The organism is Xanthomonas euvesicatoria pv. euvesicatoria (assembly GCF_020880415.1).
Lineage (GTDB): Bacteria > Pseudomonadota > Gammaproteobacteria > Xanthomonadales > Xanthomonadaceae > Xanthomonas > Xanthomonas euvesicatoria.
Window position 1 is genome coordinate 205,836 of the sequence record NZ_JAJIUJ010000049.1, and the last position, 19,267, is coordinate 225,102.

General features: G+C 67.0%; 14 protein-coding genes. All 14 read left to right on the forward strand.

The window, feature by feature from the left end; translation table 11 throughout:
- The first annotated feature begins 2 nt into the window (after positions 1–2).
- Positions 3–458 (forward strand): flagellar export protein FliJ, encoded by a 456-nt coding sequence (gene fliJ / locus LN450_RS09330; protein WP_005918178.1) that lies wholly within the window; start codon positions 3–5, stop codon positions 456–458.
- A complete protein-coding gene (locus tag LN450_RS09335; protein ID WP_011347267.1) occupies positions 455–1,747 on the forward strand; it encodes a flagellar hook-length control protein FliK in 1,293 nt (430 codons plus the stop codon). The genes fliJ and LN450_RS09335 overlap by 4 nt, the downstream gene beginning before the upstream one ends.
- Before the next feature lie 165 nt (positions 1,748–1,912).
- The gene (locus LN450_RS09340) at positions 1,913–2,464 is read left to right on the forward strand and encodes a flagellar basal body-associated FliL family protein (RefSeq protein ID WP_011347266.1); all 552 of its coding nucleotides are present in this window, start codon (positions 1,913–1,915) and stop codon (positions 2,462–2,464) included.
- Between the two features lie 10 nt (positions 2,465–2,474).
- Positions 2,475–3,488, forward strand: a complete 1,014-nt coding sequence (gene fliM / locus LN450_RS09345) for a flagellar motor switch protein FliM (RefSeq protein ID WP_011347265.1) — start codon at positions 2,475–2,477, stop codon at positions 3,486–3,488.
- Positions 3,485–3,823 carry a flagellar motor switch protein FliN gene (fliN, locus tag LN450_RS09350; RefSeq protein WP_007969679.1) on the forward strand — a complete coding sequence of 113 codons (339 nt, stop codon included), beginning with the start codon at positions 3,485–3,487 and terminating at the stop codon, positions 3,821–3,823. The genes fliM and fliN overlap by 4 nt, the downstream gene beginning before the upstream one ends.
- Positions 3,820–4,227 carry a flagellar biosynthetic protein FliO gene (fliO, locus tag LN450_RS09355; RefSeq protein ID WP_011347264.1) on the forward strand — a complete coding sequence of 136 codons (408 nt, stop codon included), beginning with the start codon at positions 3,820–3,822 and terminating at the stop codon, positions 4,225–4,227. The genes fliN and fliO overlap by 4 nt, the downstream gene beginning before the upstream one ends.
- Before the next feature lies 1 nt (position 4,228).
- Positions 4,229–5,074, forward strand: coding sequence for a flagellar type III secretion system pore protein FliP (gene fliP / locus LN450_RS09360; protein WP_057680414.1), 846 nt, complete (start codon positions 4,229–4,231; stop codon positions 5,072–5,074).
- 860 nt (positions 5,075–5,934) lie between these two features.
- Positions 5,935–6,204 carry a flagellar biosynthetic protein FliQ gene (locus LN450_RS09365; protein ID WP_005917968.1) on the forward strand — a complete coding sequence of 90 codons (270 nt, stop codon included), beginning with the start codon at positions 5,935–5,937 and terminating at the stop codon, positions 6,202–6,204.
- A gap of 13 nt (positions 6,205–6,217) precedes the next feature.
- Positions 6,218–7,009, forward strand: coding sequence for a flagellar biosynthetic protein FliR (gene fliR / locus LN450_RS09370; RefSeq protein WP_008572484.1), 792 nt, complete (start codon positions 6,218–6,220; stop codon positions 7,007–7,009).
- 201 nt (positions 7,010–7,210) lie between these two features.
- Entirely contained in the window at positions 7,211–10,162 is a 2,952-nt protein-coding gene (locus LN450_RS09375) for a diguanylate cyclase domain-containing protein (protein WP_011347263.1), read from the forward strand.
- Between the two features lie 379 nt (positions 10,163–10,541).
- Complete coding sequence (locus LN450_RS09380; protein ID WP_011347261.1) at positions 10,542–13,463, forward strand: ligand-binding sensor domain-containing diguanylate cyclase; 2,922 nt, start codon at positions 10,542–10,544, stop codon at positions 13,461–13,463.
- 270 nt (positions 13,464–13,733) lie between these two features.
- Positions 13,734–15,815: a putative bifunctional diguanylate cyclase/phosphodiesterase gene (locus tag LN450_RS09385; protein ID WP_011347260.1), complete on the forward strand. Its 2,082-nt coding sequence runs from the start codon at positions 13,734–13,736 to the stop codon at positions 15,813–15,815.
- A gap of 139 nt (positions 15,816–15,954) precedes the next feature.
- Positions 15,955–17,085, forward strand: a complete 1,131-nt coding sequence (flhB, locus tag LN450_RS09390) for a flagellar biosynthesis protein FlhB (protein WP_008572477.1) — start codon at positions 15,955–15,957, stop codon at positions 17,083–17,085.
- Between the two features lie 17 nt (positions 17,086–17,102).
- A complete protein-coding gene (gene flhA / locus LN450_RS09395; protein WP_029819345.1) occupies positions 17,103–19,175 on the forward strand; it encodes a flagellar biosynthesis protein FlhA in 2,073 nt (690 codons plus the stop codon).
- Positions 19,176–19,267 lie beyond the last annotated feature (92 nt).

A 19,267-nucleotide genomic window follows, 5' to 3' on the forward strand; every position in this document is an offset into this window, starting at 1 on the left:
CCATGATGCAGTCCAAACGGATCGACCCACTGCTGCGCCGCGCGCAGGAACAGGAAGACAAGGTCGCCCGCGATCTGGCCGAGCGCCAGCGCGTCCTGGAAACCCACCAGTCGCGCCTGGAAGAATTGCGCCGCTACGCCGAGGAATACGCCAACAGCCAGATGGCCGGCACCAGCGCGGTGGCGCTGAGCAACCGCCGCGCCTTCCTGGACCGCCTGGACAGCGCCGTGCTGCAACAGGCGCAGACCGTGCAAAGCAACATCGCCAAGGTGGAAGCCGAGCGCACCCGCCTGCTGCTGGCCAGCCGCGAGAAGCAGGTGCTGGAGCAATTGGCCGCCAGCTACCGTGCCCAGGAAAACAAAGTGATCGAACGCCGCGACCAGCGTGAGATGGACGACCTCGGCGCGCGTCGTTCGCGCCTGGCCCGCAGCCAAGACACCCACGGAGAATCCGCATGAACCCCTTGTCCGCCTTCGCCGCCGGCCTTGGTGCGCTTGCCGGCACCGGCAAGAAATCCAGCTACAGCGACCCGTCGTCCGAACCGGACGCGGGCCAGGACCAGTTTGCGCGCATGCTCAATCCGGCCTACACGCCGAACCAGGCCCCGCCGCAGGCACCCGAGCGCGTGCCTGCCAAGCAGGCCGCGCCCAAGCCCAACCAGCCCGACAAGAACCGCGGCGACGAGGACACCCACGACGATGCGGCCGGCGATGCCACTGCCCGGCCGCGGGCGCAGGACGGCGATGCCAAGCAGGCCAAGCCAGGTGCCGCCAAGGACGCGGCAACCACCGACAAGAGCACAGCCGCCACTGCCAGCAAGACCGGCAAACCGGCCAAGGCCGCCGCGACCGGCGAAGACGCGCCCGCAGAAGCGGCCACCGCGACCGATGCCAGCTGGCCGCCGGCAGGCCTGGGTGGCTTCGGCATGGGCCTGCTGGCGCAGGCGCTGCCGGGTGGCGACGTGCTGGCGGCCGCAGCAGCCGCACTGACGGCCAGCATGGCCGGCGCCAACGGCGCTGCGGCGACCGCCACCGCACTGCCCACCGATGCAACCGCAGCCGCCGCCACGGCAAACGCCGGCGCCGCCCTGCCCGCATTGGGAGCGCTGGTGCCGGCCGCTGCTGCAGGCGCCAAGCCGACCTCGACCACCGCCGTAAGCGGCGATGCGCAGACGGCCGCGTTGATGAGCATGGCCGCCAAGGCGCTGGAGCCGGCCGCCGACGACAGCGCCGCTGCCGCAGCGCCGGACGCCCCGGCGTTCGTGTTGCCGACCACCACCGCGCCGGCACTCACCCGCCTGCAGGACGCCGCACCGATCTTCAGCGCCTCGCCCACGCCCACCCCGGACCTGGGCAGCGACAATTTCGACGATGCCATCGGCGCGCGCATGAGCTGGCTGGCGGACCAGAAAATCGGCCATGCCCACATCAAGGTGACTCCGAACGAGATGGGTCCGGTCGAGGTGCGCCTGCATCTGGAGGGCGACAAGGTCAATGCCAGCTTCACCGCCGCCAATGCCGACACCCGCCAGGCGCTGGAACAGAGCCTGCCGCGGCTGCGCGAAATGCTCGGCCAGAATGGCTTCCAGCTTGGCCAGGCCGATGTCGGCCAGCAACAGCAGCAGTCGGCGGGCAATCGCAATGGCGGCAACGACAGCGGCAACGGCCTGACCCTGGACGACGCCCCGCCCGTCGGAATTCCGTCGGTGGTGTTACGCCAGCGTGGATTGCTGGACGCCTACGCCTGAAACGACGCGCCGGGCACACCCCGGCGCCGCTGATCCTCGCGCTCGGCCGCTGGCCGATGACGCCCTCCCACCCCCGCGGCGCAAGGCCTGCGGGGGTTTTCTGGTTTCCACGCAGCCCGCGCCAGGAAACCGACGCGGTTTTGGCATGCCAGTTGCATTGACAGGGTGAGCATTCCCCTGGAGCAGACTGTGGCAGCGGCCGAAAAAACCAAGAAGACCGACGACAAAGACGACAAGGGCGAGAAGAAGAAGGGCGGCAAGAAGCCCATCCTGCTCATCGCCATCGGCGTGGTGGTGCTGGCAGCCGCTGGCGGCGGCGCCTGGTTCTTCCTGGGCCACAAGGGCGAGGAAAAAGGCGGCAAGCACGACGCCCCCAAGGTGGCCGAAGTGCCCAAGCCGGCGCAGTACTTCCCGATGGACCCGGCGATCGTGGTCAACCTGGCCGACCCCGGCGATGGCCCGCAGTACCTGCAGGTCGAAGTGCAGCTGGTCACCCGCGACCCCGAAGAGCTCAAGCTCATCACCGAGAACGCGCCGGCCATTCGCGCGCACCTGCTGATGCTGCTGTCGCAGGTCAAGGCCGCCGAAGTGGCCGACCTGGCTGGCAAGCAGAAGCTGCAGAAGTCCGCCCTGGCCGAAGCGCAGAAGGTCATGACCAGCGAGACCGGCAAGAAGTGCGTCGAAGAATTGCTGTTCACCAGTTTCGTGACCCAGTAAGGCCTGTCCGATGAGCGTCAGTGATCTGCTTTCCCAAGACGAGATCGATGCCCTGCTGCATGGCGTGGATTCGGGCGCGGTCAACATCGAGCCGGAGCCGCTGCCCGGCGAGGCGCGCCAATACGATCTGTCCAGCCAGGACCGCATCATCCGTGGGCGCATGCCGACCCTGGAGATGGTCAACGAGCGCTTCGCGCGGTTGTGGCGGATCGGCCTGTTCAACCTGATCCGGCGCTCGGCCGACCTGTCGGTGCGCGGCATCGACCTGGTCAAGTTCAACGAGTACATGCACTCGCTGTACGTGCCGACCAACCTCAACCTGATCCGGTTCAAGCCGCTGCGTGGTACCGGGCTGATCGTGTTCGAACCCACCCTGGTGTTCACCGTGGTGGACAACTTCTTCGGTGGCGACGGCCGCTTCCACACCCGCATCGAAGGCCGCGAATTCACCGCCACCGAGATGCGTGTGATCCAGCTGATGCTCAAGCAGACCTTCGCCGACCTGAAGGAAGCCTGGGCACCGGTGATGGACGTGGACTTCGAGTACATCAACTCCGAGATCAACCCGCACTTCGCCAACATCGTCACCCCGCGCGAGTACGTGGTGGTGTGCCGGTTCCATGTGGAGCTGGAAGGCGGCGGCGGCGAGATCCACATCACCCTGCCGTATTCGATGCTGGAGCCGATCCGCGAACTGCTCGATGCCGGCATCCAGAGCGACCGCAACGACCGCGACGACTCGTGGAACGTGATGCTGCGCGAGCAGCTGGACACCGCCGAGGTCACGCTCTCCAGCGTGCTGGCCAGCAAGCGCATGAGCCTGCGCCAGCTCACCGGGTTGAAGGTCGGCGACATCCTGCCGATCGACCTGCCCGCCCAGGTGCCGCTGTGCGTGGAAGACATCCCGTTATTCACCGGCGAATTCGGCGTTTCCAATGGCAACAACGCCGTCAAGATCACCGCCGTACGCCCGCCCGGCGTGCAAGCCCCACGCGCCGTTCCCTCCCAGGACCCCAGCAAATGATCAACTCCGACATCCTCGACGCCTCGCCTGCCACCTTCGACAGCCTGCAGGCCGAGCAGGACCAGAACGCCGCCGACCTCAACCTGGACGTGATCCTGGACGTACCGGTGACCCTGTCGCTGGAAGTGGGCCGCGCACGCATCCCGATCCGCAACCTGCTGCAGCTCAACCAGGGCTCGGTGGTGGAACTGGAACGCGGCGCCGGCGAACCGCTCGATGTCTACGTCAACGGCACCCTGATTGCGCACGGCGAGGTGGTCGTCATCAACGACCGCTTCGGCATCCGCCTGACCGACGTGGTCAGCCCCAGCGAACGGATCCGGAGGCTGCGGTGATCGGCCTGCTGGCCACTGCCGCGCCGGTCGCGGCCAAGGCGACCGGGGTCGGCGCGCAGGCACCGTCCTCGCCCAGCCTGTTTGGCGCAGTCTTTGCATTGCTGTTGGTGCTCGCGCTGATCGTCGGCCTGGGCTGGTTGCTCAAGCGCATGCCCGGCAGCGGATTCCGCAGCACCGAGGGCCTGCGCGTGGTGACCAGCCTGGCAGTCGGTGCCAAGGAACGTGTGGTGGTGGTGGAGGTGAACGGCCAGCAGTTGTTGCTGGGCGTCACCGCCGGCGGCATCAGCACCTTGCACACCTTGCCCGAACCGCTGCCGCCCACGCCCGCACCCACCCTGCCCACTTTCAAGCAACTTCCCAATTTCGCCCAGCTGCTCGCCCAGAAGCTGCGCAAGGACCCGTGACATGTTGAGCCGTTGGAATCGTTGGGGGCGCAGTGTGCGCCTGGTGCTGATCCTGCTGGTGATGAGTTGCCCGCTGCTGGCCGCGGCCAGCCCGGCCGCGCTGCCGGCAATGGCGCAGGCCGCGGCACCGGCGGCGACCCCTGCCGCGGTACCGGCCGGTTCCAATCAGTTGCCGTCGCTGCCGAACGTGAGCGTGGGCCGCATCGGCGACCAGCCGGTGAGCCTGCCGTTGCAGACCTTGCTGCTGATGACGGCGATCACCCTGCTGCCGTCGATGCTGCTGGTGCTGACCGCCTTCACCCGCATCACCATCGTGCTGGGCCTGCTGCGCCAGGCGTTGGGCACCGGCCAGACCCCTTCCAACCAGGTACTGCTGGGCCTGGCGATGTTCCTGACCGCGCTGGTGATGATGCCGGTGTGGCAGAAGATGTGGGGCGCCGGACTGCAGCCGTACCTCAATAACCAGATCGATTTTTCCACTGCCTGGACGCTCACCACACAGCCGCTGCGCGCCTTCATGCTGGCCCAGATCCGCGAGACCGATCTGATGACCTTCGCCGGCATGGCCGGCGACGGCAAGTACGCTGGCCCGGACGCAGTACCGTTCACGGTGCTGGTGGCCTCGTTCGTGACCAGCGAGCTGAAGACCGCTTTCGAGATCGGTTTTCTGATCTTCATTCCGTTCGTGATCATCGACCTGGTGGTCGCCAGCGTGCTGATGTCGATGGGCATGATGATGCTGTCGCCGATGCTGATCTCCGCCCCGTTCAAGATCCTGCTGTTCATCCTGGTGGATGGGTGGGTATTGGTGGTGGGGACGCTGGCTGCGAGCTTTAATGCGTCGTAGGTGTGGACGCGCGGTGCGCGGTAGCGCTTGTCAGTTGACTGATTTTCGCGCACTGCGGGGTTGCATTGCTCAACCATCAGCTCCGCTTGCCGCTTTTTGCCTTCCGCTTTTTGCCTTTGTGCTTCGCTTTGGCTTCTAGCTTCTCCAGGGCCCCATACCGCAGCGGCAAGGCCGGCAGATACAACCCGCAGGGCGGCGCGCATGGATGCGCGTCGTTTTTGTAAGGGACATGGATGTCCCTTACAAAAATTTCTGCCGGACTTGCGCACCCGCAGCGCCGTAGGCGCGGAGGGCGCGAGGACGGGGTGTGCTTTCTTTTGGTTACTTTTCTTTGCACAAGCAAAGAAAAGTGACTCGCGCCCGCAGGGCGTGAAAGCCGTTGATTTCTCTGTCTCACACCAAAAACGAAACTGCAAACCGAGCAAACTCAAGTACAGGGCTTTCGCTCCCCTTCGGGGAACGAGTCACTTTCTTTGCTTGTGCAAAGAAAGTAACCAAAGAAACACACCCCGTCCTCGCGCCCCTACGCGCCAAGGCGCTACGGGTACGCAGTCCACGTGGGAATTTTTCTAAGGGACATCCATGTCCCTTTGAAAAACGTCGCGCATCCATGCGCGCCGCCCCTTCGGGGTTTGACCCACGCGGCCCGCCGCTGCGGTATGGGGGCCCGTAAAGCCGACAGCAAGGCAACAGCAAACCAAAGCCAGAGCACAGCGACAGCGACAGCGACAGCGACAGCGACAGCGACAGCGACAGCGAGTGCAACACGAGGCAACTCAGATCCCCGTTCGCCAACCAATCCCGAACCACGAATCCCGAATCCCCGCCCCTTTGGCACCCCACTTGCATCAGCACCTCCCATGAGCCCTGAAATCGCCCTGACTGAATTGCGTGGTGGCCTGGTCACCGTCCTGTGGATCGCCGGGCCCATGTTGCTGGCCGTGCTGGTGGTCGGCGTGGTGATTGGCGTGGTGCAGGCCGCCACCCAGTTGAACGAGCCGACCATCGCCTTCGTGGCCAAGGCGGTCGCGCTGACGGCCACGCTGTTTGCCACCGGCAGCATGCTGCTGGGGCATCTGGTGGAGTTCACCATCGCGCTATTCCAGCGCATTCCACACCTGATCGGCTAGCGGGCCAGACCGGATGGATTCTGCAACCCAGATGGTGATCGATGGCCAGCGCGCGTTCGCGATGGTCGGGGCGATCATGTGGACCATGCTGCGCACCGGTGCGTTGCTCACCGCCATGCCGTTGATCGGTACGCGGGCGGTGCCCGGACGGGTGCGGGTGATGCTGGCCGGGACGCTGGCGATGGTGCTGGCGCCGATCCTGCCGCCGGTGCCGGAGTGGGACGGCTTTACCGCCCAGGCAGTGCTGAGCATTGCGCGCGAGCTGGCGGTCGGGGCCAGCATGGGCTTCATGCTGAAGCTGATTTTCGAAGCCGGCGCATTGGCCGGCGAACTGGTGTCGCAGTCCACCGGCCTGTCGTTCGCGCAGATGTCCGACCCGATGCGCGGCGTGACGTCGGGGGTGATCGCGCAGTGGTTCTATCTCGGCTTCGGGCTGCTGTTCTTCGCGGCCAACGGGCATCTGGCGGTGATCGCATTGCTGGTGGACAGCTACAAGGCGTTGCCGATCGGGACCGCGTTGCCCGATGCCGGCGCATTCGCCGAAGTGGCGCCCACCCTGTTCCTGCAGATCCTGCGCGGCGGGTTGACCCTGGCCTTGCCGATGATGGTGGCGATGCTGGCGGTCAACCTGGCCTTCGGCGCGCTGGCCAAGGCGGCGCCGGCATTGAATCCCATGCAACTGGGCCTGCCGCTGACGGTGTTGCTGGGGCTGTTCCTACTGTCGAGTTTCGCCAGCGAGTTCGCCCCGCCGGTGCAACGCATGTTCGATACCGCCTTCGATGCCGCCAGAGAGCTGACGGCCTGACCCACACTAGAACAATGGCCGACCACTGCAAGCACGGCAGGCCGCCAACTTGCCGGCGCCGCCACCACTTCGACGGGCCGCCCCGCCTGCACCGTTTCAAACCGTGACACGCCTCAAGTTTCTAGCCGCGCAGCCGCTAAAGCCCCTACACGATTGACGCTGCGTATCGTCGTCCAACACTTACCCATCCCACGGGAATCGATGCTTACTGTGCCTGCGCTGTTGGCCCCGATGCGATTGCAAGGCGCTCGCCTGCGTGCGAGGGCGTGGCTGTTGCTGGCAGCGGTGCTGATCTGCGGCACAAGTTGGGCGCAAACCTACAGCTTCCGCGATTACGCCCAGGCCGATGGCCTGCAGGGCATGACCGTCAACAGCCTGCTCGAAGATCGCCAGGGCGTGGTCTGGGTCGGCACCGAGCTGGCGCTGCACCGTTTCGAACGCGAACACTTCACCCCGGTCGGCAAGGAGAGCGGGCTGGATGCGCGCTATATCCGCGCGCTCGGGTTGGATGCGGCCGGACGTCTGTGGGTGTCCAGCGCCAATGGCCTGTTCGTGCGCGAGGGCAACGACTTCGTGCAGGTGCTGCGCGAGGGCAAGCCGATCCGTGCCGACAGCGGCAATGTCGTTGCCGCCTACGCCGATGGCGTGGTGGTGGTCAGCGAAAACAGCCTGCTGCGGGTGTCGCCCAATGCCGCAGGCGGCTGGTCGGTCAACCCCCTGCCCTTGCAGATGGACGATGGACGCCTCTTGCCGGCCGGCAGGGCCTTGCTGGCCGATGGAACCGCGTTATGGGCCAGTTGCGGCCAGCACGTCTGCCGGATCGATGCCGGCGGCAGGATCACCCTGCTGTCCGAGGACGATGGCGTGCCCGAACGGCAATGGCGCGCGATCTTTCGCGATCACCTGGGCACCTTGTGGTTGCGTGGGGGCGGGCTGGTGCTCTCACGCGCTGCCGGCGAGCGCGTGTTCCGCAATCGTCCGGCGCCGGCGGGCACCCGGTTCAACACCCTCTCCGGTGCCACGACGCTGTCGGAAGACGCGCAGGGCCGCCTGCTGACGCGTTCGGACCGCGGCCTGGTGCGCTGGGAAGGCGACCACTGGCGCTACTTCGGCCAAAGCCAGGGGCTGCAGATCAGCCCCATGGTTGGCCCGTTGATGATGCAGAGCACCGGCCACCTGTGGATCGGCACGCGCGGCCTGGGTGTGCAGCGCTGGCTGGGCTACGGCACCGTCGAACACTGGGACGAAAGCCAGGGGCTGGCCGAAGCGCCGACCTGGGTGAGCCAGCGACTGCCCAGCGGTGAGCTGTTGGTCGGTGGCGATGCCGGTTCCAATATGCTCGATCCGCGTAGCGGGCGCATGCAGCCGTGGACGCTGGAGAACGGCCAACCCCTGCTGCAATCCATTTCCATTGCACTGTCGCCGGACGATGGTGCGGCCTGGGTGGCGCGCTCGTCCGGAGCCGTGGCGCGGCGCGACCCGCGCAGCGGCAAGACCACCGATGTGCTGCAGCTCGACCTGCCGATCAACAGGCTGATGTTCGATACGGCCGGCACCTTGTGGATCACCACCCCGCGTGGGCTGTACCGCGTACAGCGCGACACGCCGCTGCGGGCCGAGCGCGAAACGGCCCTGCCGGCAGCCTTCGTGGGCGATATCGACCTGGATCCGCAGGGGCGGCTGTGGGCCAGCACGCGCGAAGGCCTGTTCCTGCAGGCAAAAGACGGCAACTGGCAGCGCGTGCAGGTGCGCGGCGACCTGCCCAGCCAGGATTTCTTCCTGCTCGATTTCAGCGCCGATGGCGAGGTCTGGCTGTCGCTGCGCGATACCGGGCTGTGGCATGGCCGGCTGCAGGCCGACGGCGTGCTGACGCTTGCCGCCGTGGACGACCCGCTGGTGGCGCGGGTGATGCCCTTCATCCTGCGCCACGACAGCAAGGGCCGGCTGTGGCTGGGCAGCAGCCAGGGCCTGGATGTGTACCAGAACGGTCGTTGGTCGCGGGCCACGCGCACGGAAGGGCTGTTGTGGGACGACATGTCGGCCAATGCATTTTTCGAAGACACCGATGGCAGCGTCTGGCTCGGCAGCAGCCGTGGCCTGACCCACCTGCTGGATCCGATGCGCCTGTTCGCCGCACCGCCGCTGCGGGTGGACATCCTGCATGTGCGCCGCGGCAGCCAACCGCTGCTGCCGCAATCCCGGGTGGAGTGGTCGCAGGTGCCGCTGGATGTGGAGCTCAGCACCCCGGGGGCGGAAGGCGGCCCGGACCGCATCAGCTTCCGGTACCGGGTCGAAGGCCATCAGGCCAGTTGGACCAGCACCTCGCTCAGCCACCTGACCTACCCGCTGCTGCCGCCAGGCAGTTACACGCTGGAAGTGCAGGCAATGGATGCCTACCAGCGCAGCAGCAGCCCGATCACCCGCTTCGGGTTCGAGCTGGTGCCACCGTGGTGGCGGGGCGTTCCGGCGATTGTCGGGTACGTGCTGCTGAGCATCGCGGCGGTGATCGCGCTGCTGCGTTGGCGCACTGCCAAACTGCTGCGACGCAAGCGCGAACTGGAGCAACTGGTGGCCAAGCGCACCGCCGAGCTGGAACAGGACAAGCGCGATCTGGAAGCGGCGCGCGCCGAACTCTCGCTCAAGGCCACCCACGACGAACTCACCGGCCTGCTCAACCGCGCCGGCATCCTGGCCGCGTTGCGCGAGATGCTGCTGCACGCCGAACACACCGGGCGTCCGCTGGCGGTGGTGTTGATCGATCTGGACCACTTCAAACTGGTCAACGACCAGCATGGCCATCTGGCCGGCGACGCCGTCCTGGCCGGGGTCGGCCGCCGCATGGACACGCTGATGCGCGGCGACGACCGCATCGGCCGTTATGGCGGCGAAGAATTGCTGGCGCTGCTGCCAGGCCTGAACCTGGATGCCACCCATCGGCTGGACGCCCTGCACCACGGCATCTGCGGCGACTACCCCATCGATGGCGGCTGGCTGCATGTCACCTGTTCGGTTGGCGTGGCCTGGTTCCAGCGTGGCGAAACGCTCGAGCAACTGCTGGCTCGCGCCGACGCAGCGCTGTACAGGGCCAAGCGCAGTGGCCGCAATCGCATCGATTACGATCACGTGCCGCTGGATACGTTCGATCAGGTGTGACGGCAGCGCAGCTGAGCTTGCCGCGCATTGCACCTGTTCCACCCGCACGCCGGAGACGCACAAGCGCCGACAATCGATTGCAACGCCTGGTCAAGCGCAAGCCTGCGCCTGCCCAGTACCGCGCCATGCAAAGCCCGGCAGGGACGACAGGTGAATCGCGCTTGCGCACCCGTGTGACCTGCGTCCTACAACACGCCAGCAACCAGCCGCGTATGCCAGTTCCTCACGCCGTCGTGCTCGCTGAAGCATTAAAGGATTACGCGTTGGCAGCCGCTAGTGATTCCAATGCGGCCTGCAACGGGGGGCTGCCAAGGCAAGCCTGAGACACCGCGCGAGGGGCGCGGACCGCATTGCCGATGCGTGGGAGACTGCAACGTCCGTGGGGTTTGAGCACCGCCAATGGAGGTCGTCGCACCGGCGTGCACCGTTTGCCGTCGTGGTGCTGTTGGCATTGCTGTCGTTGGCCGACCTGGCCGGTGCGCAAAGCGCCAGCATCCGCCGCTATGCCCACGACCAGGGCCTGCTCGGGCTTGCCGGTACCTGCCTGCTGCAGACCCGCGCCACCTTGCTGTGGGTGTGCACCGAGAGCGGGCTGTATCGCTACAACGGGCGCATCTTCCAACAGGTGCCGCTGGATGGCCTGCGCAACGAGCCCACCACCTCGATCGCCGAAACCGCCGATGGGCGGTTGTGGGTGGCCGGCTTCCAGGCACTGTTCGTCGGCGACGAGCACGGCTTCCGCAAACTGCAGCCCGATGAAGCCGAGCACCTGGGGGACCAGATGCAGCTCGCCAGCCTGCCCTGGGGCACGGTGCTGGCCAATGGCGGCACGCTGGAAATCCTGCAGGGCCGCGCCAACGATCGCTGGCACAGCGAACCGTTGCTGGACACCGCAACCCGCGTACGCGTTCCCGAGTTGTCCAAGTCGCTGAGCCTGTCGGTGGACGGCGACACGCTGTGGGTGGGCTGCGCACGCAAGCTGTGCGCCATCGATGCGCAGCGCAAGGTGCAGGTATTCGGACCCGAACACGGGGTGCCGGACGACCGGTGGTATAGCGTGTTGCGCGACCACGACGGCGGGCTGTGGGTGCGCGGTGCGGGCACCCTGCTCTATCGCGCACGCGGGGCGAGTGCCTTCAGTGTTCGCTCGCTGCCGCTGCTGGATGGCAGCACGGTCGGGCGGCCGGCGGCGCTGGTGATGGACAGCGAAGGACGCGTGCTGGTGCGTCGTAACGACGGCCTGGCGCGTTGGGAAAACGGCCACTGGCGCACTTTTGGCGCAGACAATGGGCTACCACCCGGCAGCAGCGACGCGATCCTGGTGGACCGCGATGGCGATATCTGGATGACCGTGGACGGCGAAGGTCTGGTGCGCTGGGCCGGCTACGAATGGATCGAAAACTGGGACGCTTCGCAAGGCATGCCGGCCGCGCCGACCTGGTCGATCGCCCGCGACACGCAGGGCGCACTGCTGGTCGGCAACGAGCACGGCATCGGCCGCCAGGCCGAGCCGGACAAGCGCTTCGTCCCGGCCCTGCAAAGCGCCGGGATCCAGGTCGTAGGCATGCAGCGCTGCGCAGACGGCAGCTTGTGGACGCTCAATTCGGCCGGTTTCCTGCGCCGCACCTGGCCGGATGGGCGCAGCGCGCAGATCGCCAAGTTGCCGCGCACTGCGCGTCGCCTGCTGATCGACCGCCAGAGCCGGCTGTGGATGCTCAGCGCCGGCGGCTTGTTCGTGATCGAACACCCGCTCGACAGCGGCAGCATGCAGGCCGTGGCCGATGTGCCCGCCATCGCCTACACCGACATCCAGCAAACCGCCGACGGCACGCTGTGGGTTTCCAGCTCCAACGGCTTGTTCCAGCTGCGCGATGGGCGGTGGTCCAAGGTCAGGGTCAAGGTCAACGGCGGCGCGCCGGAGCCATGGATCGCCAAGTTCCATATCAGCGACAGCGGTGAGGTGTGGCTGGCGTTCTATCGCCCCGGCCTGTGGCACGGCATGTTGTTGCACGACGGCTTGGACCTGCAGGAAATCAGCGACGAGGCGCTGCGCGATGTCGGCGTGTACCTGCTGCGCAGCGACAGCTTCGGCCGGGTCTGGGTGGGTCATGCGCGCGGCGTCGAGGTCTACGACGGCGAGCGCTGGGCGCATCTGTCGCAGTCGCAGGGGCTGATCTGGGATGACGTTTCCGAGGCCGCGTTTGCCGAAGATCCGGACGGTTCGGTGTGGATCGGCACCGCACGCGGGGTGAGCCACGTGAGCGACCCGGCGCGCCTGTTCGACGAACGCCAACCCAGCGTGCGCATCGACAGCGTCAGCCGCGGCGGCATGCCGGTGCAGCGCGGGCAGCTGCTGGGCTGGAGCGACAAGCCCTTGCACATCGAGCTGTCGACGATGGAGGTCTACGACGACCCCAGCCGCCTGACGGTACGTTATCGCCTGCTCGGCCTGCACGACCAATGGATCCAGAGCGACAACCTCTCCATCGACCAGCCACCGCTGCCTTCCGGGCACTTCCGCCTGCAGGTGCAGGTGCTGGACCGCTACCGTCGCACCGCTTCGCCGATCGCCGACCTGCCCTTCGCGGTCGCGCCACTGTGGTGGCGCAGCCCGCCGGCGATCGCGCTGTATGTGTTGATCGGCGGCGGCCTGCTGATCGGCCTGTGGCGCTGGCGGCACCGCCATCTGGTGGCGCGCGAACGCATGCTGGCCGAATTGGTGTCCGAGCGCACTTACCAGCTGGAGCGCGAAAAACGCGAACTGGAAAACGCACGTGCGGCGCTGGCCTTGAAGGCCAGCCACGACGCGCTGACCGGCCTGCTCAACCGCTCCGGCATCCTGGAAGCGATGGCCGAAGAACTGCAGGGCTGCGCGCACGGCGAGCATCCGCTGGCGGTGGTGTTGATCGATCTGGACCACTTCAAACAGGTCAACGACGAACATGGGCACTTGGTCGGCGATGCGGTGCTGGCCAAGGTGGGCGCACGGCTGACGGCCTGCCTGCGCGATTCGGACAAGGTGGGCCGCTACGGCGGCGAAGAATTGCTGCTGTTGCTGCCAGGCATGAGCCAACAGAGCCAGCACCGGCTGCGCGCCATCCACGAAGCGCTCAGCATTGCGCCCTACGAAGTGGGCGCCGCACGCCCGCTGCAGGTGACCTGTTCGGTGGGCGTGTCCTGGTTCCGCGTCGGCGATACCGCCGCCTCGCAGCTGGCGCGTGCGGACGAGGCGCTGTATCGGGCCAAGCGCTCCGGCCGTAACCGGATCGAACCGGAGGAACCGGAAAGTTCGGTGGCATGAGCCGCGCAGGCGGCCAGGCCCGGCGGGCACGCGCAGGCAGGCAGCGCACGCGTCTCATCGGCAAGCCACGGCGCACCGGCAGTCGATGCGCGACCATGCCGTGATTGGGTACGCCGACAGCGCACGCAGGGCGGCCGCAGGACCTTCGAGCGTGCCGTCTCTGGCGGCAACGCCGGGTTGATGGCCTTGGCCGCTTCCCCGCGCTCAAGAAGTCGCGCAAGGGGTCGCTAGGTCTTGGGCAACGCGTCTTTCGACGTGGGAAGTGGATAGGTGGTCGGAACCTACAACCCTGGCATGGTGATGCTGTCGCTGGTAGTGGCCGTGCTGGCTTCCTACACCGCGCTGTATCTGGCCGCACGCACCACTGCCAGTCGTGGCGGCATCGCAGCCGCGTGGCTGGTGGGCGGCGCCATTGCCATGGGCATCTGGTCGATGCACTTCGTCGGCATGCTGGCGTTTCGCCTGCCGATTCCGGTCGGCTACGACCTGGCGCTGACGTGCTATTCGATGCTGGCGGCGATCCTGACCTCGGCGCTGGCGCTCTGGCTGACCTCGCGCGCGGACCTGCCGTCGCTTCGGTTGGGCCTGGGCGCGCTGTTGATGGGACTGGGCATTGCGCTGATGCATTACATGGGCATGGATGCGCTGCGCATGGTGCCGGCCATTCGCTACGACCCGCTGCTGTTCGGGCTGTCGATCGCCATCGCCATCGGCGCCTCTGCCGCCGCGTTGTGGATCGCGTTCCGGCTGCGCCACGATGGGCAGCGCTCCAGCCTGCGCCTGATCGCCGCCTCGATCATGGGCGTAGCCATCGTGGGCATGCATTACACCGGCATGGCCGCCGCCCGGTTCGCGCCCGGTAGCGTGTGTGGCGCGGTGGCCGATACGCATCTGCCGTTGTCGTGGCTGACGGCGGTGGTGGTGCTGGTGACCTTGGTCCTGCTGATGCTGGCGCTGGTCATTTCGTTGCTGTCGCGCCGCTTTCAGCAGCGCACCGATGTGCTGGCGCAGTCGCTGGCCAAGGCCAATGCCGAACTGGCACTGGCCACGCTGCACGACCCACTCACCCGGCTGCCGAACCGCATCCTGCTGCACGAGCATCTCGTGCAGAACATCGAACGCGCCCAGCGCCAGGGGCAGCGCTTTGCGGTGATGCTGATCAACCTGGACGGGTTCAAGGTGATCAACGACGGCTATGGTCATGCGTTGGGCGACCGCCTGCTGGTGGTGGTGGCCGAGCGCTTGAACGCGCACCGGCGCGCGCATGGCAGCCTGGCGCGGCTGGGCGCAGACGAATTCGTGCTGGTGGCCGACATCGCCGACCCGGAAGATGCCGCTGCGCTGGCCGCGCACCTGGTGCAGGCGCTGGCGGTGCCGTTCCTGGTGGCCAACCACGAGCTGCGCCTGAGCAGCAGCATTGGCATTGCGCTGTACCCGGAAGACGCCGGTAGCGAGCACCAGCTGCTGACGCATGCCGATGCGGCAATGACCCATGCCAAACATGCCGGCCGCAACCGCTACAGTTTTTTCGAACGCTCGATGACGGCCACCACCCGCGACCGCCTGCAGCTGCTGCAGGAACTGCCGCGCGCGCTGGAACTGGGGCAGTTCGTGCTGCATTACCAACCCAAGTACTGTGCCGAGGACGGCCGCCCGATCGGCGCCGAAGCGCTGATCCGCTGGCAGCACCCCGAGCGCGGCCTGGTGCCGCCGGACAGCTTCATTCCGCTGGCCGAACGCAGCGGCATGATCGGCCTGCTCGGCAGCTGGGTACTGCGGCAGGCCTGCCGCCAGATGCGCGACTGGCGGCAGGCCGGGCACGGCGACTGGCGGGTGGCGGTCAACCTGTCGGCCCTCCAGCTGGCCTCGCCCAGCCTGCTGGACGAAGTGGCCACCACGCTGAGCGAGTATGCGCTGGCCCCTGGCCAGCTCACCCTGGAAATCACCGAAACCATGGCCATGCGCGACGCCGAGGCCTGCCTGCGCACCCTGGGCCAGCTCAACGCGCTGGGCGTGCGCATCGCCATCGACGACTTCGGCACCGGCTATTCCAACCTGCTCTACCTGCGCAAGCTGCCGGCGCACGAGCTCAAGATCGACCGCAGTTTCGTCCAGGCCATGGACGGCAGCGCCGAAGACATCGCCATCGTGGCGGCCGTGGTCGCGCTGGCGCACACCATGCGCCTGCAAGTGGTGGCCGAAGGCGTGGAAACCCTCGCCCAGCGCAACACCCTGGAACGGCTGGGCTGCGACCAGCTGCAAGGCTATCTGCTGGGCCGGCCGATGGACGCCGAACGCTTCATCGCCACCGTGGTCGCCCAGCGCGACGGCCCGCGCCGCCTGGTCAGCTGAGCCGCTTGCTGCAGCCCCGGCGTCTGGCCTACGGTGCAACCCGCAGCCACCGCTTTTCCGAATCCCGAATCCCGATTCCCAGCTCCACAAACTGGAACGCCGCTTGCATCGGTTGGATTAATCCCCCACCGGCACCTCCATGTCCGAGTCCGAAGACGGCGGCGAGCGTACAGAGCTTCCCACCGAAAAACGCCTACGCGAGGCCCGTGAGCAGGGCAACATTCCGCAGTCGCGCGAGTTGTCGACCGCAGCGGTGTTCGGTGCCGGCGTATTCGCGCTGATGGTGCTGGCCCGCGGCATCGGCGATGGCGCTGCGGTGTGGATGAAGACCGCGCTCAGCCCGGACCCGAAGCTGCGCGAGACCCCGATGGCGCTGTTCGGCCATTTCGGCGATCTGCTGCTGCAGTTGCTGTGGGTGATGCTGCCGCTGATCGGCATCTGCCTGGCTGCCGGGCTGGCCGGCCCGCTGATGATGAGCGGCCTGCGCTTTTCCGGCAAAGCCATCATGCCCGACCTCAGCAAGCTCAACCCCGCCAACGGGATCAAGCGCATGTGGGGCAGCAACAGCCTGGCTGAGCTGATCAAGTCGGTGCTGCGCCTGCTGTTTGTCGGGCTGGCCGCCAGCTTCTGCATTTCCAAGGGCCTGCACGGCCTGCGCTCGCTGGTGAACCAGCCGCTGGAACAGGCCATCGGCAACGGGCTGGACTTCACCAAGAGCCTATTGTTCTACACCGCCGGCGCGCTGGTGCTGCTGGCCGCCATCGACGCGCCGTACCAGAAGTGGAACTGGCTGCGGAAGCTGAAGATGACGCGCGAAGAGATCAAGCGCGAGATGAAGGAAAGCGAGGGCAGCCCGGAAGTGAAGGGCCGCATCCGCCAGATGCAGATGCAGATGTCGCAGCGCCAGATGATGGAAGCGGTGCCCAAGGCCGACGTGGTGCTGATGAATCCGACCCACTACGCGGTGGCGCTCAAGTACGAAGGCGGCAAGATGCGCGCCCCGATCGTGGTGGCCAAGGGGGTGGACGAAATGGCCTTCCGCATCCGCGAAGCCGGCGAACAGCACCGGGTGGCGATCGTCACCGCCCCGCCTTTGGCACGCGCCTTGTATAGGGAAGCGCAAATCGGCAAGGAAATTCCCGTGAGACTCTATTCGGTCGTGGCCCAGGTGCTCTCCTACGTCTACCAGCTGCGTGGCTGGAACGGCGGCCCGATGCCGGAACTGCCCTCGCTTGAGGTGGATGAGTTCGGCAAGGGAGCCAGCGCATGAGCGCCCGCCCCGCCCCGATGAACGCCCGCCGCGTCATGGAGTTGCTGCGCAACGGCCTGGGCGCCCCGCTGGCCCTGATGGCCATGCTGGCCATGCTGATGGTGCCGCTGGCCGCGCCGGTGCTGGATGCGCTGTTCACCTTCAACATCGCCATCTCGCTGATGGTGCTGCTGGCGGTGGTGTACGTGCAGCGCCCGCTGGAATTCACCATTTTCCCGATCGTGCTGTTGATGACCACGATGCTGCGGCTGGCGCTGAACGTCGCCTCCAGCCGCGTGATCCTGATCAACGGCCAGGACGGTCACGCCGCCGCCGGCAAGGTCATCGAGGCCTTCGGCCAGTTCGTGATCGGCGGCAATTACGCCGTGGGTATCGTGGTGTTCGCGATCCTGACCATCATCAACTTCGTGGTCATCACCAAGGGTGCCGGACGCGTGTCGGAAGTGACCGCGCGCTTCATCCTGGACGCCATGCCCGGCAAGCAGATGGCCATCGACGCCGACCTCAACGCCGGTTTGCTGACGCGCGAGGAGGCCAAGGCCCGCCGCGAGGAAGTGCGCGAGGAAGCCGACTTCTACGGTGCGATGGACGGTGCCAACAAGTTCATCCGCGGCGACGCCATCGCCGCCATCCTGATCCTGTTCATCAACCTCATCGGCGGCATGGCGGTGGGCATGCTCCAGCACGGCATGAGCTTCATGGATGCCGCCTCCACCTACACGTTGCTGTCCATCGGCGACGGCCTGGTGGCGCAGCTGCCGGCCCTGCTGGTTTCGTCTTCGGTCGCCTTGCTGGTGACCCGCGCCTCGCGTGCGCAGGACATGCGCGGGGCCATGGTCAGCCAGGTGTTCGGCCAGCACCGCGCCTTGGCGGTGGCTGCGGCCATCCTCGGCCTGGTCGGCCTGGTGCCCGGCATGCCGAACGTCGCGTTTTTGACGCTGGGCCTGGTCCTGGGCGTGATCGCCTGGAAGCTGTACAAGCGCAGCCTGGCAAAGCCGGCGGCCGGCGATCCGGCGGCCGATCCGCAGGCGGCGGCCGCGGCGACCGCCGCCCAGGCCAGCGCCGAGCTGAGCTGGGACGAACTGCGCCCGATCGACCCGCTGGGCCTGGAAGTGGGCTACCGGCTGATCCCGCTAGTGGACAAGAACCAGGGCGGCGAACTGATGGCGCGCATCAAGGGCGTGCGCCGCAAGCTCACCCAGGACATCGGGTTCCTGGTGCCGCCGGTGCATATCCGCGACAACCTGGAACTGTCGGCCAATGCCTACCGGCTACTGGTGCATGGCGTGCCGGTGGCCACCGCAGAAATCTATTCCGACCGCGAACTGGCACTGGACCCGGGCGGTGCGCTCGGCCAGCTCGACGGCATCCCCGGCAAGGACCCGGCATTCGGCCTGGACGCCACCTGGATCCAGCCGCACCAGCGCGCCTATGCCGAATCGATGGGCTACACCGTGGTCGACCCGGCGACCGTGGTCGCCACCCACCTGTCGCACCTGATCCGCGAGCATGCGCCCGAACTGCTCGGCCATGAAGAAGTGCAGCAATTGCTGGCCACGCTGGCCAAGACCGCGCCGAAGATGGTCGAAGACCTCACCCCGAAGGCACTGCCGCTGTCGGTGGTGGTGCGCGTGCTGCAGAACCTGCTGATCGAGAAGATTCCGGTGCGGCAACTGCGCAAGATTGTCGAAGCGCTGGTCGAACACGCCCCGCATAGCCAGGACCCGGCCACCCTCACCGCCGCCGTGCGTACCTCGCTGGGCCGCTTCATCGTGCAGGAAATCGCCGGCATGTCGGCCGAGCTGCCGGTGTTCACCCTGGCCCCGCAGCTGGAGCGCGTCCTGCAGGAATCCACCCACGGCAACGGCGTGGCGCTGGAGCCCGGGCTGGCCGAACGCCTGCACCAGAGCCTGGCCGATTGCGTGGGCAAGCAGGAAGCCCGCAACGAACCGGCGGTGGTGCTGGTGCCCGGCCAGGTGCGCGCCGCACTGGCCCGTCTGGTGCGCCACAGCGTGCCCAGCCTGTCGGTGCTGGCCTACAGCGAAGTGCCAGAAGACAAGCGCTTGAAGCTGGTCGGCACGATCAGCTGAGACCGTCCAGCAACAACGCACCCATCGCCCGCCGGGCTTGCCGGGACGGCCCGTCGCGCCCGGGTGCGCTCCTACGACATCCAAGGCGATCG